Genomic DNA, 16,938 nt, shown 5'->3' on the forward strand with positions numbered 1-16,938 from the left:
ATGACGTCGCACATCACCCATATCTGGCGGCTCCTCAAATGGGGGCGCACGCTGGCGCGCCATGGCGCTTTGCGCGGAATCGAGCGCGATCCGCTGACGCCAGCCTCCGTGCGGCGGCTGGTGCGGCTCGCGCGCTTCGGCGCCCGCGTGCCCAAGCAGCCGCGCTATGCCGATGCCTTCCAGTCGATCGGTCCAGCCGCGATCAAGCTGGGGCAGACGCTGGCGACCCGTCCCGACCTCGTCGGGGAGGAAGCGACGCTTGACCTGCTGCGCCTGCAGGACGCGCTCCCGCCCGTCCCCTTCGATACGATCCGCAAGCAGATCGAAACGAGCTTCGGCAGGCCGCTGGAGGCCATTTATGCCCGCTTCGATGAAGCGCCGGTCGGCGCGGCCTCCATCGCGCAGGTGCATCGCGCGCTGACCACCGATGGCCGCGATGTCGCGGTCAAGGTCATCCGCCCCGGCGTCGCTGAGCAATTCAACCGCGACATCATGACCTATGAATGGGCGGCTGCGCATATCGAGCAATTGGGCGGCGAAATCGCCCGGCTGCGCCCGCGCCTCGTCATCGCCAATATGAAGCGCTGGACCGCGCGCGAACTCGACCTGCGGCGCGAAGCCGCCTCGGCATCCGAACTCGCCGAAACGATGGTCGCGGAACCCGGCTATCGCATTCCCAAGATCGATTGGGATCGCACGACCGGCAAGGTCATGACGATGGAATGGATCGACGGCATCAAGATTTCCGACCGCGAAGCGCTGATCGCGGCGGGGCATGACCTGCCCGCCATCGCCGCGCGGCTGGTCAACGCCTTCCTGCGGCAGGCGATTGCAGAGGGCTTCTTCCACGCCGACATGCATCAGGGCAATTTGTTCGTGACGGCCAATGGCGACATCGTCGCGATCGACTTCGGCATCATGGGGCGGATCGACCGGCGCGCGCGGATGTGGCTGGCGGAAATTCTCTACGGCCTGATCACCGGCAACTATAAGCGCGTCGCGGAAATCCATTTCGAGGCGCAATATGTGCCCGCGCACCATGATATGGCCGAGTTCGCGACCGCCCTGCGCGCCGTGGGCGAACCGATGCGCGGCAAGCCGGTGCGCGAATTGTCGGTCGGCGGTATGCTCGACGGCCTGTTCGCCATCACCCGCGACTTCGACATGCAAACCCAGCCGCATCTGCTGTTGCTGCAAAAGACGATGGTGATGGTGGAGGGCGTGGCAACCTCGCTCGACCCCGACATCAACCTGTGGGAAACCAGCGGCCCCTATGTGAAAGGCTGGCTGCGCGATGAACTTGGCCCGGAAGCCAAGGCCGCCGACACGCTGATCGAAAATTGGCGCACATTGCAGCGACTGCCGGGCCTCGTCCGCCGGATCGAAGACGCCTTCCCGGAAAAGGGCGGCGCCCCGCCCCCACCCCCGCTGACCGAAGTAAAGCTGATCCGCGTGGGCGGCGGCTGGCGCTATGCGGTGGTGGCGATCATGGCCGCGGCGGCTGGCGTTGGGGCGACATTGCTATTATCTTCATCGCTATGACCCGCGAAGAAGCCATTGCCCGGATCAAACCGCATGAGGCGGAACTGCGCGCGGCGGGGATCACCTCACTCGCGTTGTTCGGATCGGTGGCACGCGGCGAAGCGCGCGCGGATTCGGACGTCGATCTGATGTGCGACATTGAAAAAGGCAAGGTTGCCAGCCTGCTCGACTTTATCGGGTTGCAACTCCGATTGGAAACTATTCTGGGTGCCTCAGTCGACCTTGCAGAACGCAAAATGCTGATGCCGACAATTGCTCGTCATGCTAGTCGAGATACGGTGCCTGTTTTCTGATGCTGGCGGAAGATCGTGATCTTGCCTATTTGCAGACGATCGTGTTGCTCGCAGAACGCATCAAAACCCATCTTGATAAGGTGACGGTCGCCCAGTTCATGGACAGCTACGACGACATTGATCTCCTATCCTATCGCCTGTCGATGGTCGGTGAATATGCCAACAAGCTGTCAGCGAGTTTCCGGGCAAGCCACGATCACATGCCCTGGATCGCGATGATCGGCCTGCGCAACATCGTGGCGCATGAATATGCGCGCGTCGATCCCAGCCGGATATGGGCGACAGCGACCAACGAACTGGCCGCTCTTGAAAAATTATGCCGGGATCAAATCGAATTGCGCGAGTCATGACACCCCGCATCCTCCTCATCATTTCCGGCGGCATAGCGGCGTACAAGGCGCTCGAACTCGTCCGCATGCTGCGCAAGCGCGGGATGACGGTGCGGGCGGTGCTCACCCGATCCGCGCAGGAGTTCGTGACGCCGCTGTCGCTAGGGGTGCTGACCGAGAATCCGGTCTTTACCGACCTGTTCAACCTGAAGGACGAACAGGAAATCGGCCATATCCAACTCAGCCGTCAGGCCGATCTGGTCGTGGTCGCGCCCGCGACGGCCAACATCCTTGCCAAGATGGCCAGCGGCATTGCCGACGACCTCGCCACCACCTTGCTGCTGGCCACGGACAAGCCAGTGCTGGCGGTGCCTGCGATGAATGTGCGGATGTGGCATCATCGTGCGACCCAGCGCAATCTGGAGCGGCTCCACGCCGACGGCGTCCACATCATGACCCCCGACGATGGCGCGATGGCGTGCGGCGAATTTGGCACCGGACGGCTGCCCGAACCCGACGCAATCGTTGCAGAAATCGAGCGGCTGTTGGCGATGCCAAAGAGCGGTGATCCGCTCGACGGACAGCCGGATTTCTCTCCACCTCCGTTCGGTTCGAGCTTGTCGAGAACGCCGCACAACGTTCTCGACAAGCTCGAACCGAACGGGGTTAGCTTGCGCGGCAGGCATATCCTCATCACCGCCGGTCCCACCCATGAACCGATCGACCCGGTGCGCTACATCGCCAATCGATCGTCGGGCAAACAGGGTTTCGCCATCGCCGCTGCCGCCGCGCAAGCGGGCGCGCGGGTAACGCTGGTGGCGGGGCCGGTACATCTCCCCACCCCTCAGGGCGTGACCCGCATCGACGTAGAGACCGCCCGCGACATGCTGGCCGCCGTCGAGAGCGCCCTCCCCGCCGACGCCGCGATCATGGTTGCGGCCGTCGCCGACTGGCGCACCGCCGATGCCGCCGACCAGAAGCTCAAAAAGGATGGCTCCGGCCAGCCCGCGCCGCTCGCTTTGGTCGAGAACCCCGATATCCTCGCGACGCTCGGCCACCATGCCCAGCGCCCCGCCCTGCTCATCGGCTTCGCCGCCGAGACACAGAAGATCGCGGAACATGCCCAAGCCAAGCTGGCGCGCAAAGGTGCGGACTGGATCGTCGCCAATGATGTGTCGGGCGATGTGATGGGCGGCGATGCCAACGCCGTGCAGATCGTCACCGCGTCCGGCATCGACAGCTGGCCCGTCATGCCCAAAGATCAGGTCGCGCAAAAACTCATTGAAAAGGTTGCTGATGCCCTCTCCCCTCACGCCCATTGATATCCAGCTCAAGCGCCTGCTCCATGGCGAGGGACTGCCCGTCCCCGCTTATGCCACCGCCCAGGCCGCGGGCATGGATGTGGTGTCGGCGGAGGAACTGACATTGCAACCGGGCGGGCGGCACGCCGTCGCCACCGGCTTCGCCATGGCAATTCCGCAAGGCTATGAGGTGCAGGTCCGCCCCCGGTCGGGCCTGGCGCTCAAACATGGGATCAGCCTGCCCAACACGCCCGGCACCATCGACGCCGATTATCGCGGCGAATTGAAGATCATCCTCATCAACTTAGGGGACGCGCCCTTCCCGATCCAGCGCGGCGACCGCATCGCCCAGCTGGTGGTCGCCCCCGTTCAGCTTGCCAGCTTCGTCGAAGTCGATAGGCTGGACGATACCGAACGCGGACAGGGCGGCTTCGGTTCGACAGGAGTGTGACACAATGACGATGCTGCTTTCGCTGATGCTGGCCGCAACCCCGGTGGCGGGCGCGGACGCGCCGCCCATGCCGACTGATCTGGCGAGCGTGCCGGTGATCGAAGGCTGGCTGGGGCGCAAGATTTCGCCGCGCTGGTCGGAGGATGTGGCCAAGCTCTATCGACGCGGAGACTGCAGCGGTGCCGTGCCCTATGAGGGATCGCGTTTGCTCGAAATCGGCATGCTGTTTCTGCTGACGGGTGACGGCAAACCATTGAAGGTCGCCCCCGTCAACGCCCGCTGCCCCGGCGTCGAAAAGTTCGTGAGCGGCCGCATCCTTGGTTCGCTGCGCGGTTCCTTCCCCAAGACCGGCGCAGCGCAGCCGCGCTGGATGCGCTCGCAAGTGCGTTTCCTGTGGTCCGACGCGCCGTGACGCTGACTGACGACCAACTCGACCGCTATGCCCGGCATATTGTGCTCAAGGAAGTTGGCGGGTCGGGCCAGGCACGGCTGTTGTCAGCCGATGTCGCGCTGATCGGCGCGGGCGGCATCGGCAGCCCGGCGATCCTCTATCTGGCGGCGGCAGGCGTCGGCACGATCCGGGTGATCGACGATGACGATGTCGCTTTGTCCAACCTGCAACGGCAAATCCTGTTCGGCACCGCCGATGTCGGCGCGCCCAAGGCGGAAGCGGCGATGGTGGCGGTCGCCCGGCTGAACCCCGACGTCAAGCTGATCCCGATCAACGCCCGGATCGATGCCGATAATGCAGCGCTGATGCTGCGCGATGCCGATGTCGTGCTGGACGGCAGCGACAGTTTCACGACCCGTCTGGCGGTGGCCGACGCGGCCCACCGGCTCCGCATTCCGCTGGTGTCCGCAGCCGTCGGCCCGTTCGAGGGGCAGATCGCCACCTATCGCGGATGGGAAGCGGACAAGCCCTGCTACCGCTGCCTGGTCGGCGCGGCACAGGATGCGCCGGAGCGCAATTGCGCCGAAACCGGCGTCATCGGCGCATTGACCGGCGCGATGGGCAGCCTCGCCGCGCTGGAGGTGATCCGCGCGCTGGTGCCGTTCGGCGCGGACATGGCCGGACGCTTGCTGATCGCCGACCTGCTCTCCATGCGATTCCGCACGCTGGACGTGCCCAAAGACCCCGCCTGTCCGGCCTGCGCCGCGCATCTATGCGTCCCCTGAGGATCATCGTCGCGACGGCCGATGCCGAGCGGTTGCGCGGCGCTTTGATCGTGGCGAGTGCCCATGCCGCACTCGGCGGCGCGGCAGCCCTGTTCCTGCAACTCGATGCCGTGGGCCTGCTCCGCGCACCGATCGCCGCGCCCCAGGATGATGCCCACCGGGCAGCGGGATTGCCCGATCTCGCCGCCGTGCTGGCCGAAGCCCAGGCGCTGGGCGTCGCGATCAGCGCCTGCCAGAGCGGGCTGGCGCTGTGCGGAATGACGGCGGAGGATCTACCGAACGGCATCGATGTCGGCGGGCCGGTCGGCTTCCTGCAAGCGACCGACGACGAGGCGCGGCTGCTGATCGCCTGATCTAACGAAGCACCGGAAGGTAACGCCAACGCTCGACGCGGCTCGTGCGAACGCTCGCCTTCACGACAGGATCGGCAGCGGACATCCCGTCGGGCAGAGGCAGCAACCAGAAATGCGCCGCACCGGCCAAGGCGCACAGGCAGAACAGCGCCGCCGCCAGTCCATAGCCTCGCATATTCATGCCTCCTGCTGCTGCACATCCCGCAGGAAAATATCCTCTATCCGCGCGCCGAACAAGTCGGCAATCCGAAAGGCGAGCGGCAGCGACGGATCATATTTGCCCGTTTCTATCGCATTGACGCTCTGGCGCGATATGCCAAGCTGCGCTGCCAAATCGCCCTGGCTCCACGCCCGCTCGGCACGCAGCTGCTTGAGCCGATTCTTCACGCACAGCCCGCCGCGCCGGTTTGCCGCCAATTGACCAACTGACCTACAGCCAGTCCCACGCACCATAATGGCCAGACGAAAAAGATCGGCAGCGCAGGCACATTGGTAAAGAGTTCGAGTAGCCCCCAGACGCTGGTAATCGCCAGGGCAAAGCCGGTAGCGATCAGGAATTTGCGTATTTCCAACATGCGCAGATATTCATCGTCCAGTTCCACGAGGAAACGCGCCATCGCCCAGATCCAGCCCAGGGCGGCAAGGCCGGGCACCAGCGCGATCGCCACGGTCGCGACATTCGCCGCCGCGCCGTCAGGGATCAGCCAGGATGCCAGCCCCACGGCACCGACATAGGCAAGGCTGAGCGGAATCATACGGCCGGTATAGCGCCGATAGGCGGGGTTTCGGGATGCGTTGGTCATGTCAGCCCTCCTACATATGATGACAAGCACCCTTTACATTTCTCGCGCCGCATATGTCAAGTTACATTGACACCGCTGCCCGCGCATTCCCCACCCCCTTCCCTTGACAGGCCGAACCGCCCATTTATGGGGAAGGCGCGGCTTTTGGGGCCGCGACTTGCCCGTATTTCAAGGAAATCCCGTGTCCGCCATGCTCAAAATCACTCTGCCCGACGGTTCCGTGCGTGAAGTCGCGCCCGGCACTACCCCGGCGGATATTGCGGCAGCGATCGGGCCGGGCCTCGCCAAGGCGGCGATCGCGGCGCGGGTCGATGGCGAATTGCGCGACATCATGCGCCCGCTGGAGCAGGACGCAGCGCTCGCGCTGGTGACGGCCAAGGATGAGGCCGATGCGCTGGAACTGGCGCGGCATGACTTTGCCCATGTGCTGGCCGAAGCGGTCCAGCACCTGTTTCCCGGCACCCAGATCACCTTTGGCCCGTCGACCGACGACGGCTTCTATTATGACTTCGCACCCAGCGCGGATCGTGGCCCCTTCACCGACGACGATCTGCCCGCGATCGAGGCGGAGATGCGCCGCATCATCGCCGCCGACAAGCCGTTGATCCGCAAGGAGATCGACCGCGAGACGCTGATCGCGCAATGGCAGGCTGCAGGCGAGACGTTCAAGGCGGAATGGGCGGCCGAACTGCCCGGCGACGAACCGCTGACGGTCTATCATTCGGGGGATGGCTGGTACGACATGTGCCGGGGTCCGCATCTCGCGTCCACCGGGCGGCTCAACCCGGATGCGTTCAAGCTGACGCGCGTGTCCGGTGCCTATTGGCGCGGCGATCAGAAAAATGCGATGCTCAGCCGCATCACCGGCACTGGCTGGCTCAACAAGAAGCAGTTGGCCGAGCATCTCACGCGCCTAGAAGAAGCGGCCAAGCGCGACCATCGCAAGCTGGGCGCGGAGATGGACCTGTTCCACCTGCAGCAGGAAGCGCATGGCAGCGTCTTCTGGCACCCCAAGGGCTATCTCATCTGGCGTCAACTCGAAGCCTATATGCGCCGCGCGATCGACGATGCGGGCTATCGCGAGGTCAAGACGCCCCAGGTGATGGACGCGCGCCAGTGGGAGATTTCAGGCCATTGGGGCAAATATCGCGAAAATATGTTCGTGATCCCCGACGAAGTGCCCAATGTCGAGGATGAAGGCCCGTTGGTATCGGACGATGCCGACTGGATGGCCTTGAAGCCCATGAACTGCCCGGCGCATGTGCTGATCTTCCGCCAGGGGATCAAAAGCTATCGCGACCTGCCGATGCGTCTCTACGAAAATGGCTGCTGCCACCGCAACGAGCCGCATGGCGCGCTCCACGGCCTGATGCGCGTGCGCCAGTTCACGCAGGACGACGCGCATATCTTCTGCCGCGAAGACCAGATTGTCGAGGAAGTCCGCGCCTTCTGCGCCCTGGCCGATCGCATCTACAAGGATTTCGGCTTCACCTACTCGATCAAGCTGGCGCTGCGCCCCGAAAAGCGGTTCGGCAGCGAAGAGATGTGGGACAAGGCCGAGAATGAACTGCGCGACGCGGTGGCGGCGGCGGGCCTCAACACCCCCGACTATGGCTGGGAAGAGCTGCCCGGCGAAGGTGCTTTCTACGCGCCCAAGCTCGAATGGCATCTGACCGACGCGATCGGCCGCACCTGGCAGGTCGGTACGATCCAGTCGGACCGCGTGCTGCCCGAACGACTCGACGCCAGCTATGTGGGCGAAGATGGCGCAAGGCATCGCCCCGTCATGCTCCACCGCGCAATTTTCGGCAGCTATGAACGCTTCATCGGCATCCTGATCGAACATTATGCCGGTCGCTTCCCGCTCTGGTTAGCGCCCGTGCAGGCCGTCGTCGCGACCATCGTGTCGGACGCGGACGACTATGCCGCCGAGGTGCTGACCAAGCTGCGCGCGGCGGGAATCCGCGCCGAAGCGGACATCCGCAACGAGAAGATCAATTACAAGGTGCGCGAGCATAGCCTCGCCAAAGTCCCCAACCTGCTGGTCGTGGGCCGACGCGAAGCGGAGGAAGGCAAGGTCGCGTTGCGCGTGCTGGGCAGCGATGGCCAGACCTTCCTTTCGCTCGACGAGGTGATTTCGCGCCTTGCAAATGAAGTCCGCTCGCCCGATATGTATTGAGGCAGCAATGCCACAGGGTTCGTGATTCCGCTTGCGCAGGACCACGGACCCCTTTCGGCTTTGCCAAAAAGCCGCTAAGAGTCACTCGTTTTTGCAACGACCATAGGAGATACTGCTATACGTCCCCCAATGATGCGCCGCCCACTGGCGCCGCCGCCGAAATCCGGCCCTCGCTACAATGAATTCATCACGGTCCCCAAAGTCCGCGTGATTGACGGGGAAGGCGAGAATCTGGGTGTGATGTTTACGCAGGAAGCGATCGAACAGGCGGCCGATGTCGGCCTCGACCTGGTCGAAGTCTCTCCGCCCGCGGACCCGCCGGTCTGCAAATTTCTGGACATCGGCAAGTTCAAATACGAAGCCCAGAAAAAGGCGAATATCGCCCGCAAGACCCAGAAGACGCAGGAACTCAAAGAGATCAAGATGCGTCCGAACATCGACGATCATGACTATGATACGAAGATGAAGAAGGTCCATGGTTTCATCGAGGATGGCGACAAGGTGAAGATCACCCTGCGCTTCCGTGGTCGCGAACTCAGCCACCAGCAGCTCGGCATGGCCCTGCTTCAGCGGGTGGCGGAAAATGTCGCCGAGACCGCCAAGGTCGAAGCCTATCCCCGCATGGAAGGCCGCCAGATGCTGATGGTCCTCGCGCCGAAATAAGCGACGGCGTTGCCGGGTAGAGAGATGCGAAGGGGCGGTGCCGCAAGGTGCCGCCCTTTTTGGTTGCGCGTGGCCAATGCGCCTTTTGTAACAAAGTATTGCCGCGCCCGCCTGTCACCCCTCCCCCACTTGACGATCGCACCGTCGCCCGTCATCGGCACTCCATATACTGCGACTTACTCGCAATATTAACTGGGGTGAATATTGATGAACCGGGGTTCCTTACTGTCGTCACGATCCAACCGGCTGCGCGTCAGCATGCTGGCGCTTATCGCCGGATTGTCGCCCTGGACGGCCATGGCGCAGGCCCCCGAAGAGGCGGAAGACCAGTCGAACGCGATCGTCGTCACCGCCGCCGGATACGCGCAGGACATCGTTGAGGCCCCCGCCAGCATCACCGTGCTGGGCCGCGAGGAATTGCAGGAAAAGCGGTTCGGCAGCCTGGCCGAAGCCCTGCAGGATGTGCAGGGCGTCGATGTCGGCGGCGAAGCGGGCAAGACCGGCGGCCTCAACATCTCGATTCGCGGCATGCCCAGCGATTATACGCTGGTCCTGATCGACGGCCGCCGCCAGAATGCGCCAGGCGGCGTCACCCCCAATGGGTTCGGCGAAACCTCCACCAGCTTCCTGCCGCCCTTCTCCGCGATCGAGCAGATCGAGGTCGTGCGCGGGCCGATGTCCACCCTCTACGGGTCGGATGCGATGGGCGGCGTCGTCAACATCATCACGCGCAAGGTCGGCGACCGTTGGGTCGGCACCGCCACCGCCGAAAGCACCATCCAGGGCGATGACCGCTTCGGCAATATTCAGTCGATCAACGGCTTCGCCCAGGGTCCGGTGATCGACAATCTGGTCGGCCTGACCCTGCGTGGCAGCGTCTTCCACCGCGAAGGATCGGACATCCCCATCCCCGGCGATCCGGCGCTGACGCTCGGCCGCAATCCGGTGCGGTCGGACATCTACACCTATGGCGGCCGCCTGACCTTCACCCCCCATGCCGACCATGACCTGTGGATCGAATATGATCGCAACGAGCAGAGCTATGACAATAGCGAAGGCCGGCTGGGGACGCTGGGGTCAGGCGGCTATGCGCCGGAACAGCAGTTCAACCGCAGCAATTATGTCCTGGCCCATAGCTGGCGTATGGGTTTCGGCCAGCTCGACACGACGCTGACCCGCAATGAAACCGAAACCATCGGCCGCCTCATCCCCAATGGCACGCCGGGCGCGACGCCGGGCAGCCCCCGCACGCTCGAAGCGCGCAACGATATCATCGACTCGCGTTTCGCGGGCAAGGTCGGCGCGCTCGCCTTCACCGTCGGCGGCCAATATTGGAAGGCCCGCATGGTCGAGGGCGTCGCGCCCGAACCCTTCACCTTCACCCAATGGGCGGGCTTTGCCGAAGCGACCTGGACGATCGTCGACGGCTTCAACCTCACCGGCGGCGCGCGCTATGACGATCACTCGACCTTCGGCAGCAAATGGTCGCCGCGCGCCTATGCGGTGTGGAACATCAACGACAATGTGACGCTCAAGGGCGGCGTCAGCCGCGGCTTCAAGACGCCGCGCGTCGAACAGATTGCCGAGGGGATCATCGGCTTCGGCAGGCAGGGCACGCTACCTTTGCTCGGTACGCCAGGCCTGAGTCCCGAATCCAGCACCAGCTACGAAGCTGGCCTCTATTATGACAGCCATGGCTTTTTCAGCGGCAACGTCACCCTTTTCAACAATGACTTTAATGACCGGATCACCTCCGGCGTCTTCGTGCCCAACTGCCAGTTCGCCGCATCCCCCAATCGGCCAGGTTGCGTCGATGTCGGCAATTTCCCGACGATCGAACAGTTCAGTCAGTCGATCAATATCGACAAGGCCCGGACGCGCGGTGCAGAGGTCGCGACCCGGTTCACTTTCTCGCCCGCCGTCTCGCTGGTGCTCAATTACACCTATACCGACAGCGAGCAGTTGAGCGGGCCGAATGAAGGACAACCCCTGGTCGGCATGCCCAAACATATGCTGAACGGCAATCTGCGCTGGAAACTTGGGGACAAGGCCAGTGTCTGGGCGCGCGCCGAAATCCGGTCGAGCCGTTTCCGCAACGACGCTGATGACCGGGCGGGCGTTGGCGACTTCCGGGGCTATGAGCTGTTTCATATCGGCGGATCGTATCAGATCACGCCCGCCTTCCGCCTGGCGGCCACCGTCAACAACATCTTGGACACCGATTATGCCGAATATCTGTCCTATGACAGTGACGGCGCTGAGGTGTTCACGTCGGCCTATGCGATAAACCAGGAAGGTCGTCGGCTATGGCTGTCGGCAACGGTGGACTTCTAAGCGCGGATGGTCGGGACGAACCGCACCGCCTCATTCAGGCGGACGGTTTGTCCCGATACAGGGCCGGAAACATCGACTTGAACGCCGCCAGCTTGGGCGCATCCCAGCGCTGGATATAGGGGTGGCGCGGATTCTTGCGCATGAAATCCTGATGATAGGTGTCGGCGTCCTGGAAGCCGGTGAACCGCTCCACCTTGGTCACGATCGGATCGCGCCAGAGGCCTGCTTTGCTCAGCTGTGCAAGATAGGCGTTCGCCGCCTTCCCCTGCTCGGCATTCAACGGATAGAGCGCGCTGCGATACTGCGTGCCGCGATCCGGCCCCTGCTGGTTCAGCGTGGTGGGATCGGCGATCACCGAAAAGAAGACGCGCAACAGCGTGCCATAGCTCACCTGCTTGGGATCGTAGGTGACTCGCACGGCTTCGGCAAAGCCGGTATTGCCGCCGCTGACCATCTCATAATCCACGCGGCGGCTATTCGGCCCGCCCGTAAAGCCCGACTTGACGAGTTGCACGCCCTTCACATGGGAAAAGACGCCCTCGACACCCCAATAGCAGCCACCCGCGAACACGGCCGTCTCCAGCGCGCGCGTGGGCGCGGCGTCGATCGTAGCGACCGGCGCAAGCACCGTGCGCTCGGCGTGCAAAGGACCGGCGAGCGTGAAGCCCGCCAACAAAGTCAAGATCAGGCGGTTAGAGCGCCGCACTGGGGCTGCCAGTCGCCGCGATCGCCGACGTGCTCAGGATCGGCTGCTCGTCGGGCTGCAACAGGACCATGCCAACAAGACCAATCGCAAAACCGCCCGCAAAGCGCAGGAACAATTCGGATTTCAAAAATGCCAACATAGCCTGCGCCTTTCTTATTCTGCTTTCGGCTGGGTGTGCCGTTTGGTTACATCTGCTTGTCTTGCCCTTTGCTGAATGACCGATGGCGCGTTAACGGCTTTCGACCAAAGCAAGGGATAGAACGACGAGCGGATTATAACCTTAATCAGTTTCTTTCTGAAACCGGGATATAGCGCCCGTCGCGCCATCTACAAGACGGCACGGGTCGAAAAGGACCGTTTCCATTTTTGATGATTTTAGGCCCGACCCTGCCACGCAGGGGCGCACCGGCCGAATTGCGGCCGGTGCGACTTCCCTTATTTCAGCGCGGCGCAGGCTTCCTGAATGCGCGTGCAGGCCTTTTTCAGCACATCTTCCGACGTCGCATAGCTGATGCGGAAGGCGGGCGAGAGGCCGAAGGCGGCACCGTGGACGGCCGCAACCTTCGCTTCGTCCAGAAAATAGGCGATCAACGCTTCGTCATTGTCGATCCGCACGCCCTTGGGCGTCATCTTGCCGATCACGCCGCTGGCGTCGGGATAGACATAGAAGGCGCCTTCGGGCGTCGGGCAATCGAGGCCCGGCGCGTCGTTCAGCATCGCCACCACCATGTCGCGGCGCTTCTTGAACACGGCGTTGCGCTCTTCGAGAAAGTCCTGCGGGCCGGTCAGCGCGGCAACAGCGGCAGCCTGGCTGATCGAACAGGGGTTGCTGGTCGACTGCGACTGCAGCTTGCCCATCGCCTTGATGATCCATTCGGGACCACCGGCAAAGCCGATACGCCAGCCGGTCATCGAGAAGGCCTTGGAGCAGCCATTCACGGTCAGCGTGCGGTCGTACAGCTCCGGGCAGACCTGCGCGATCGTCGCGAACGGCGTCGATGCGTACCAGACATGCTCATACATATCGTCGGTCATGACCAGCACATGGGGATGGCGCAGCAGCACATCGGCCAGCGCCTTCAATTCCTCCGCCGAATAGGCCGCGCCGCTGGGGTTGGACGGCGAATTGAGCATCACCCATTTGGTGCGCGGGGTGATCGCGGCGTCCAGCTGGGCGGCGGTGATCTTGTAGCCCTGACTTGCCGGGCCTTCGATAAAGACAGGCGTGCCGCCCGCAAAATTCACGATGTCGGGATAGCTGACCCAATAGGGTGCCGGGATGATGACCTCGTCGCCCGCATCCACCGTCGCCAGCAGCGCATTGAAAAGCGTATGCTTGCCGCCGGAGTTCACCGTGACCTGGCTGCGCTTGTAGACCAGCCCATTGTCGCGCTTGAACTTGAACATCACCGCTTCCTTGACGTCGGCAGTGCCGTCCACGTCGGTATAGCGGGTCTGGTTGTTGCGGATCGCGGCAATGCCCGCTTCCTTGACGAAATCGGGCGTATCGAAGTCCGGCTCGCCCGCCGACAGGCCAATAACGTCCACGCCTTCGGCTTTAAGCGCATTCACGCGGGCGCTCATGGCGAGCGTGGCGGACGGCTGGATACGGCCCAAGGCGGCGGAAGTCTGGCTCATGGCAACAATCTTTCTTCAAAGCGACGTCCAAGCGCTCGGCACAGCCCGCCATCGTGGAAATCGCGACAAAAAATAGTAGAATCCCCTCACCCGCCCATAGGACGGATGCCGCGTCCCTTAGTGCGCAACGGGCAAAGGGGCAACCGGCCAGATGGCGGACAATGGCTATTCGGCAGGAAAGCCCGGCTATGGCGCCAGCGTCGCCGCGACCATGCCGCGCGCGGCATTGCCGATGAAAAAGCCCCGCTCCAGGTCGGACACGCGCAGGTCACCTTCGACCGCCTCGCCCATGTCGATCAAGCTCTGGCGCAATATGCCCGGCAGCAATCCGCGCGCTAGCGGCGGCGTCACCAGCTTGTCGCCCCGCTCCACGAACAGCGAGGAAAAACAGCCTTCGGTCAGATAGCCTTTCGCGTCGATCAACGCGACCTCATAGGTGCCGCCGCGCTTCAACGCATCGCGATACAGGCTGCGGTCGGTGGTCTTGTGCAACAGGCGCAAATCGTCGGCGGGCGCATGGCGCGGCACGACCTTGACCGGGACGATCGCCTGTGGCCAGCCGATATGATCGCGCACCTCGATCGCCACAGCGCCGCTGCGCGATGCCATCAACCGCACCCGGCTGCGGTCGCGCAGGCGGAAGGTCGCGGCCTGCAATTCGTTGCGGACGGCATGGCGATCGAAGGCGAAGCCGAACGCATCCGCACTCGCCTTGAGCCGCGTCAGATGCAGCTCCAGCAACCTGATCCCGTCGAGCGGGTCGAAGGCCATGGTTTCAATAAGGTCGAAGCGTCGATCAGCCAGTGACATTGCCGTTATTCCAAGCCCTTGCCGGTGCGAGAGTCAAGCTGGAGACATCAAGCCGGGGCAAGAAAGCGCCCCTTGGCCAGGCATTCGGCCCATTCCGAATCCACCTGCGAATCCGCGACGACGCCCGAACCAAGGCCCAGCCGACCGACACCGCTGCCTTCCGCGACGCATAAAGTGCGGATCGACACATTGAAGGCCGCATCGCCCTCCGGGTCGATCCAGCCCATCGTGCCGGTATAGACGCCGCGCGCATGAGGTTCGACCGCATCGATAATCTCCATCGCCCGCACCTTGGGCGCGCCGGTGATCGACCCGCACGGAAAGAGGATGCGCAACACATCGACCGGAGACAGGCCGGGCAGGATGCGCGCGCGCACGGTCGACACCAGTTGATGCACGGTCGGGAAACTCTCGACCTTGAACAGATCCGGTACGATCACGCTGCCCGCGCGCGACACCCGCGACAGGTCGTTGCGCAGCAGGTCGACGATCATCAGATTTTCGGCGCGCTGCTTGGGATCGGCGGCAAGCCAGCGCGCAAGGTCCGCATCCCGCTGCGGATCGGCATCGCGCACTGCCGTCCCCTTCATCGGCCGGGCGGTCAGTTGCCCCCGCACCTGGGTAAAGAAGAGTTCGGGCGAGAAGGATAGCAGCGCATGATCGCCGGTGCGGATCACCCCGCCATAGCCCGCCGCCGCGCGCGGCCGGACGGCGGCATAGAGCGCCATCGGATCGCCGGTCAGCGGCACATAGCAGGGGAAGGTCAGGTTCGCCTGATAGATGTCGCCCGCGCGGATATAATCCTGCACCGCGTCGAAGGCGACGCGATAGTCCGCCTCCTCGATCATCGGCCGCAACGGCCCGACCTGCGCGCCGGTCGGATCGGGCAGCATCGCGGGCAGCGTGCCGGGCGGGATCAGCCGCACCCCTTCGAACAGACCGAACCACAAGAGCGGCGCCCCATCCGACCGCTGGTCGTGGCGACGGCCGATCGGCGCCAGCCGCTCCTCCAGCGCCAGCCCGGCTTCATAGCTCATATAGCCAGCGACATGCAGCCCGGCCTCGCAAGCGTCGGCGATGCGGTCGAGCGCTGGCTGCACCTCCTCCATCCGGTGCGCGGCGATGACCGACACGGGATCGCGATAGAGCCGCGCAGCCGCGGCGTGGCGCGGGCGGGCATCATCGAACAGGGCAAAGATTTCGGTCGGGCCGGGAAGACGCATGGGCGTGTCTTAACAGGCTTTGCGCGCGGCGAAAGGCCGATCCAAGGTGCAGTGTCCTTGCAGCAGCGCAACGAACGGCCTACCCCATGCGGCCATGACCGATCCCCTCCCCGATCCCGCCCCCGATGCCGTGGCGGCGCGCCCGTTCGGACCAGCGCTCGCTTTGGCGCTGCGGGGTCGCTGCCCGGCCTGCGGCGAGGGCCGTTTGTTCGCGCATTTCCTCAAGCCCGTGCCCGCCTGCGCCCACTGCGGCCAGCGCTGGGATCTGCATCAGGCGGATGATTTCCCGTCCTATATCGTCATCCTGTTGCTCGGTCACATCCTGGTGCCACTGATGATCGAAGTGAACAGCGCCTTCGCCATTCCGCTTGGGTGGCAGACGGCGATCTGGCCGACGCTGGCCTTCCTGCTGGCGGTAGCGATGATCCAGCCGGTCAAGGGCGGCGTCATCGCCTTCCAATGGACGCGACGCATGGCCGGGTTCCGGTAAAGGTCACCGGTTTTAGGGGCCGCCCCCCTCCGTTCGTTTCGAGCGAAGTCGAGAAACGCTCGAACCAAACGAGGATCGGGAATCCAATCAGTCCGGCTGGCGCAGGAAATTCCGCTCCATCGCCTCGCGCAGCGTTTCGTCGATCTCGCGACGCCCTTCCGCGCCATGGGTGACGACCGTGGTGTCGCAGGTCGCGACGCATACGCCCTTCTGGAATCCCGCCGAGCTGATCGTCCAGCTGGTCCGGCCGATATGGCCGATCGCGCAATGGACTTCGAACGGATAGGGAAAATGCGATTCCTCGATGAAGTTCAACTGCACCGCCGCGACCAGCCAGCGCACGCCCTGCTCCTGCGGATGGCGGCCCAGATGATGGTGGAACCGGATACGCGCGGTTTCAAAGATGCCCGATATCGCCACATTGTTGATGTGGCCCATCGTATCGAGATCCTGAAAGCGGGTGTCGATGCTGGTGACGAAGCGATAGGCTTCTGGAGTGAACCGCCAGGATTCGGGTTTGGCCATGTCCTGATTTCCCTCTAACAATGTTGCACTTGCCATAGCCCTGCTGGCCCATGATGCAATCGCACCCGCGAAATTGGGCGCAGTGCGACCTTTATGACACAATGAAAGTCCCGCTTTTGCGT

At 63.6% G+C, this 16,938-nt stretch carries 21 protein-coding genes; 12 read left to right on the forward strand and 9 right to left on the reverse strand.

The window, feature by feature from the left end; genetic code table 11:
* From ubiB to SxD43FB_RS18840, 8 genes are read left to right on the forward strand one after another with little or no spacing between them, the layout of a single operon-like run.
* A complete protein-coding gene (ubiB, locus tag SxD43FB_RS18805) occupies nt 1–1,542 on the forward strand; it encodes a 2-polyprenylphenol 6-hydroxylase (protein ID WP_096063499.1) in 1,542 nt (513 codons plus the stop codon).
* On the forward strand, nt 1,539–1,835 hold the full coding sequence (locus SxD43FB_RS18810) for a nucleotidyltransferase domain-containing protein (RefSeq protein ID WP_096063500.1): 297 nt from the start codon (nt 1,539–1,541) through the stop codon (nt 1,833–1,835). The genes ubiB and SxD43FB_RS18810 overlap by 4 nt, the downstream gene beginning before the upstream one ends.
* The gene (locus tag SxD43FB_RS18815) at nt 1,835–2,185 is read left to right on the forward strand and encodes a HepT-like ribonuclease domain-containing protein (RefSeq protein WP_096063501.1); all 351 of its coding nucleotides are present in this window, start codon (nt 1,835–1,837) and stop codon (nt 2,183–2,185) included. The genes SxD43FB_RS18810 and SxD43FB_RS18815 overlap by 1 nt, the downstream gene beginning before the upstream one ends.
* On the forward strand, nt 2,182–3,486 hold the full coding sequence (locus SxD43FB_RS18820) for a bifunctional phosphopantothenoylcysteine decarboxylase/phosphopantothenate synthase (RefSeq protein WP_096063502.1): 1,305 nt from the start codon (nt 2,182–2,184) through the stop codon (nt 3,484–3,486). The genes SxD43FB_RS18815 and SxD43FB_RS18820 overlap by 4 nt, the downstream gene beginning before the upstream one ends.
* On the forward strand, nt 3,461–3,916 hold the full coding sequence (gene dut / locus SxD43FB_RS18825; protein ID WP_096063503.1) for a dUTP diphosphatase: 456 nt from the start codon (nt 3,461–3,463) through the stop codon (nt 3,914–3,916). Before SxD43FB_RS18820 ends, dut begins: the two co-directional genes overlap by 26 nt.
* Nucleotides 3,917–3,920: 4 nt before the next feature.
* Entirely contained in the window at nt 3,921–4,328 is a 408-nt protein-coding gene (locus SxD43FB_RS18830) for a hypothetical protein (protein ID WP_096063504.1), read from the forward strand.
* Nucleotides 4,325–5,092, forward strand: a complete 768-nt coding sequence (locus SxD43FB_RS18835; protein ID WP_096063529.1) for a HesA/MoeB/ThiF family protein — start codon at nt 4,325–4,327, stop codon at nt 5,090–5,092. The genes SxD43FB_RS18830 and SxD43FB_RS18835 overlap by 4 nt, the downstream gene beginning before the upstream one ends.
* A complete protein-coding gene (locus tag SxD43FB_RS18840) occupies nt 5,080–5,445 on the forward strand; it encodes a DsrE family protein (RefSeq protein WP_096063505.1) in 366 nt (121 codons plus the stop codon). Before SxD43FB_RS18835 ends, SxD43FB_RS18840 begins: the two co-directional genes overlap by 13 nt.
* A gap of 1 nt (nt 5,446) precedes the next feature.
* On the opposite strand, the gene SxD43FB_RS25350 is transcribed toward SxD43FB_RS18840, so the two are convergent.
* The 3 genes from SxD43FB_RS25350 to SxD43FB_RS18855 are packed head-to-tail and all read right to left on the reverse strand — an operon-like array spanning nt 5,447 to nt 6,248.
* Nucleotides 5,447–5,620 (reverse strand): hypothetical protein, encoded by a 174-nt coding sequence (locus SxD43FB_RS25350; protein ID WP_156106324.1) that lies wholly within the window; start codon nt 5,618–5,620, stop codon nt 5,447–5,449.
* 2 nt (nt 5,621–5,622) lie between these two features.
* Entirely contained in the window at nt 5,623–5,832 is a 210-nt protein-coding gene (locus SxD43FB_RS18850) for a helix-turn-helix transcriptional regulator (protein ID WP_037479687.1), read from the reverse strand.
* Nucleotides 5,829–6,248, reverse strand: coding sequence for a hypothetical protein (locus SxD43FB_RS18855; protein ID WP_096063506.1), 420 nt, complete (start codon nt 6,246–6,248; stop codon nt 5,829–5,831). The genes SxD43FB_RS18850 and SxD43FB_RS18855 overlap by 4 nt, the downstream gene beginning before the upstream one ends.
* A gap of 190 nt (nt 6,249–6,438) precedes the next feature.
* On the opposite strand from SxD43FB_RS18855, the gene thrS reads away from it, so the two are divergent.
* The 3 genes from thrS (at nt 6,439) to SxD43FB_RS18870 (ending at nt 11,424) form a co-directional block, all read left to right on the forward strand.
* Entirely contained in the window at nt 6,439–8,427 is a 1,989-nt protein-coding gene (thrS, locus tag SxD43FB_RS18860) for a threonine--tRNA ligase (protein ID WP_096063507.1), read from the forward strand.
* 129 nt (nt 8,428–8,556) lie between these two features.
* On the forward strand, nt 8,557–9,090 hold the full coding sequence (infC, locus tag SxD43FB_RS18865; RefSeq protein ID WP_096063508.1) for a translation initiation factor IF-3: 534 nt from the start codon (nt 8,557–8,559) through the stop codon (nt 9,088–9,090).
* Nucleotides 9,091–9,297: 207 nt separating this feature from the next.
* A complete protein-coding gene (locus tag SxD43FB_RS18870) occupies nt 9,298–11,424 on the forward strand; it encodes a TonB-dependent receptor (RefSeq protein ID WP_096063509.1) in 2,127 nt (708 codons plus the stop codon).
* Nucleotides 11,425–11,458: 34 nt separating this feature from the next.
* On the opposite strand, the gene msrA is transcribed toward SxD43FB_RS18870, so the two are convergent.
* From msrA to pabB, 5 genes are all read right to left on the reverse strand, one after another.
* A complete protein-coding gene (gene msrA, locus SxD43FB_RS18875) occupies nt 11,459–12,130 on the reverse strand; it encodes a peptide-methionine (S)-S-oxide reductase MsrA (RefSeq protein ID WP_096063510.1) in 672 nt (223 codons plus the stop codon).
* The gene (locus SxD43FB_RS25355; protein WP_171899209.1) at nt 12,117–12,269 is read right to left on the reverse strand and encodes a hypothetical protein; all 153 of its coding nucleotides are present in this window, start codon (nt 12,267–12,269) and stop codon (nt 12,117–12,119) included. Before SxD43FB_RS25355 ends, msrA begins: the two co-directional genes overlap by 14 nt.
* Before the next feature lie 296 nt (nt 12,270–12,565).
* Nucleotides 12,566–13,768 (reverse strand): pyridoxal phosphate-dependent aminotransferase, encoded by a 1,203-nt coding sequence (locus SxD43FB_RS18880; protein ID WP_069065186.1) that lies wholly within the window; start codon nt 13,766–13,768, stop codon nt 12,566–12,568.
* Between the two features lie 186 nt (nt 13,769–13,954).
* Nucleotides 13,955–14,578 carry an aminotransferase class IV gene (locus SxD43FB_RS18885; RefSeq protein ID WP_069065187.1) on the reverse strand — a complete coding sequence of 208 codons (624 nt, stop codon included), beginning with the start codon at nt 14,576–14,578 and terminating at the stop codon, nt 13,955–13,957.
* 47 nt (nt 14,579–14,625) lie between these two features.
* Nucleotides 14,626–15,801 carry an aminodeoxychorismate synthase component I gene (gene pabB / locus SxD43FB_RS18890; RefSeq protein ID WP_096063511.1) on the reverse strand — a complete coding sequence of 392 codons (1,176 nt, stop codon included), beginning with the start codon at nt 15,799–15,801 and terminating at the stop codon, nt 14,626–14,628.
* 94 nt (nt 15,802–15,895) lie between these two features.
* Between pabB and SxD43FB_RS18895 the strand changes: the two genes are divergently transcribed.
* Nucleotides 15,896–16,291: a DUF983 domain-containing protein gene (locus SxD43FB_RS18895; protein WP_096063512.1), complete on the forward strand. Its 396-nt coding sequence runs from the start codon at nt 15,896–15,898 to the stop codon at nt 16,289–16,291.
* 87 nt (nt 16,292–16,378) lie between these two features.
* Here the strand turns inward: SxD43FB_RS18895 and SxD43FB_RS18900 are convergent, their stop codons facing one another.
* On the reverse strand, nt 16,379–16,816 hold the full coding sequence (locus SxD43FB_RS18900) for a thioesterase family protein (RefSeq protein WP_069065189.1): 438 nt from the start codon (nt 16,814–16,816) through the stop codon (nt 16,379–16,381).
* Nucleotides 16,817–16,938 lie beyond the last annotated feature (122 nt).

The organism is Sphingobium sp. D43FB (genome assembly GCF_002312805.1).
Classification (GTDB): domain Bacteria; phylum Pseudomonadota; class Alphaproteobacteria; order Sphingomonadales; family Sphingomonadaceae; genus Sphingobium.

Coding starts and splice junctions, on each gene's coding strand:
- SxD43FB_RS18830 (WP_096063504.1), top strand. CDS start 3,921: ATGACGATGCTGCTTTCGCTGATGCTGGCCGCAACCCCGGTGGCGGGC.
- SxD43FB_RS18880 (WP_069065186.1), bottom strand. CDS start 13,768: ATGAGCCAGACTTCCGCCGCCTTGGGCCGTATCCAGCCGTCCGCCACG.
- SxD43FB_RS18820 (WP_096063502.1), top strand. CDS start 2,182: ATGACACCCCGCATCCTCCTCATCATTTCCGGCGGCATAGCGGCGTAC.
- SxD43FB_RS18855 (WP_096063506.1), bottom strand. CDS start 6,248: ATGACCAACGCATCCCGAAACCCCGCCTATCGGCGCTATACCGGCCGT.
- SxD43FB_RS18840 (WP_096063505.1), top strand. CDS start 5,080: ATGCGTCCCCTGAGGATCATCGTCGCGACGGCCGATGCCGAGCGGTTG.
- SxD43FB_RS18870 (WP_096063509.1), top strand. CDS start 9,298: ATGAACCGGGGTTCCTTACTGTCGTCACGATCCAACCGGCTGCGCGTC.
- pabB (WP_096063511.1), bottom strand. CDS start 15,801: ATGCGTCTTCCCGGCCCGACCGAAATCTTTGCCCTGTTCGATGATGCC.
- SxD43FB_RS18815 (WP_096063501.1), top strand. CDS start 1,835: ATGCTGGCGGAAGATCGTGATCTTGCCTATTTGCAGACGATCGTGTTG.
- SxD43FB_RS25355 (WP_171899209.1), bottom strand. CDS start 12,269: ATGTTGGCATTTTTGAAATCCGAATTGTTCCTGCGCTTTGCGGGCGGT.
- thrS (WP_096063507.1), top strand. CDS start 6,439: ATGCTCAAAATCACTCTGCCCGACGGTTCCGTGCGTGAAGTCGCGCCC.
- SxD43FB_RS25350 (WP_156106324.1), bottom strand. CDS start 5,620: ATGCGAGGCTATGGACTGGCGGCGGCGCTGTTCTGCCTGTGCGCCTTG.
- dut (WP_096063503.1), top strand. CDS start 3,461: ATGCCCTCTCCCCTCACGCCCATTGATATCCAGCTCAAGCGCCTGCTC.
- SxD43FB_RS18885 (WP_069065187.1), bottom strand. CDS start 14,578: ATGTCACTGGCTGATCGACGCTTCGACCTTATTGAAACCATGGCCTTC.
- ubiB (WP_096063499.1), top strand. CDS start 1: ATGACGTCGCACATCACCCATATCTGGCGGCTCCTCAAATGGGGGCGC.
- infC (WP_096063508.1), top strand. CDS start 8,557: ATGATGCGCCGCCCACTGGCGCCGCCGCCGAAATCCGGCCCTCGCTAC.
- SxD43FB_RS18900 (WP_069065189.1), bottom strand. CDS start 16,816: ATGGCCAAACCCGAATCCTGGCGGTTCACTCCAGAAGCCTATCGCTTC.
- SxD43FB_RS18810 (WP_096063500.1), top strand. CDS start 1,539: ATGACCCGCGAAGAAGCCATTGCCCGGATCAAACCGCATGAGGCGGAA.
- SxD43FB_RS18895 (WP_096063512.1), top strand. CDS start 15,896: ATGACCGATCCCCTCCCCGATCCCGCCCCCGATGCCGTGGCGGCGCGC.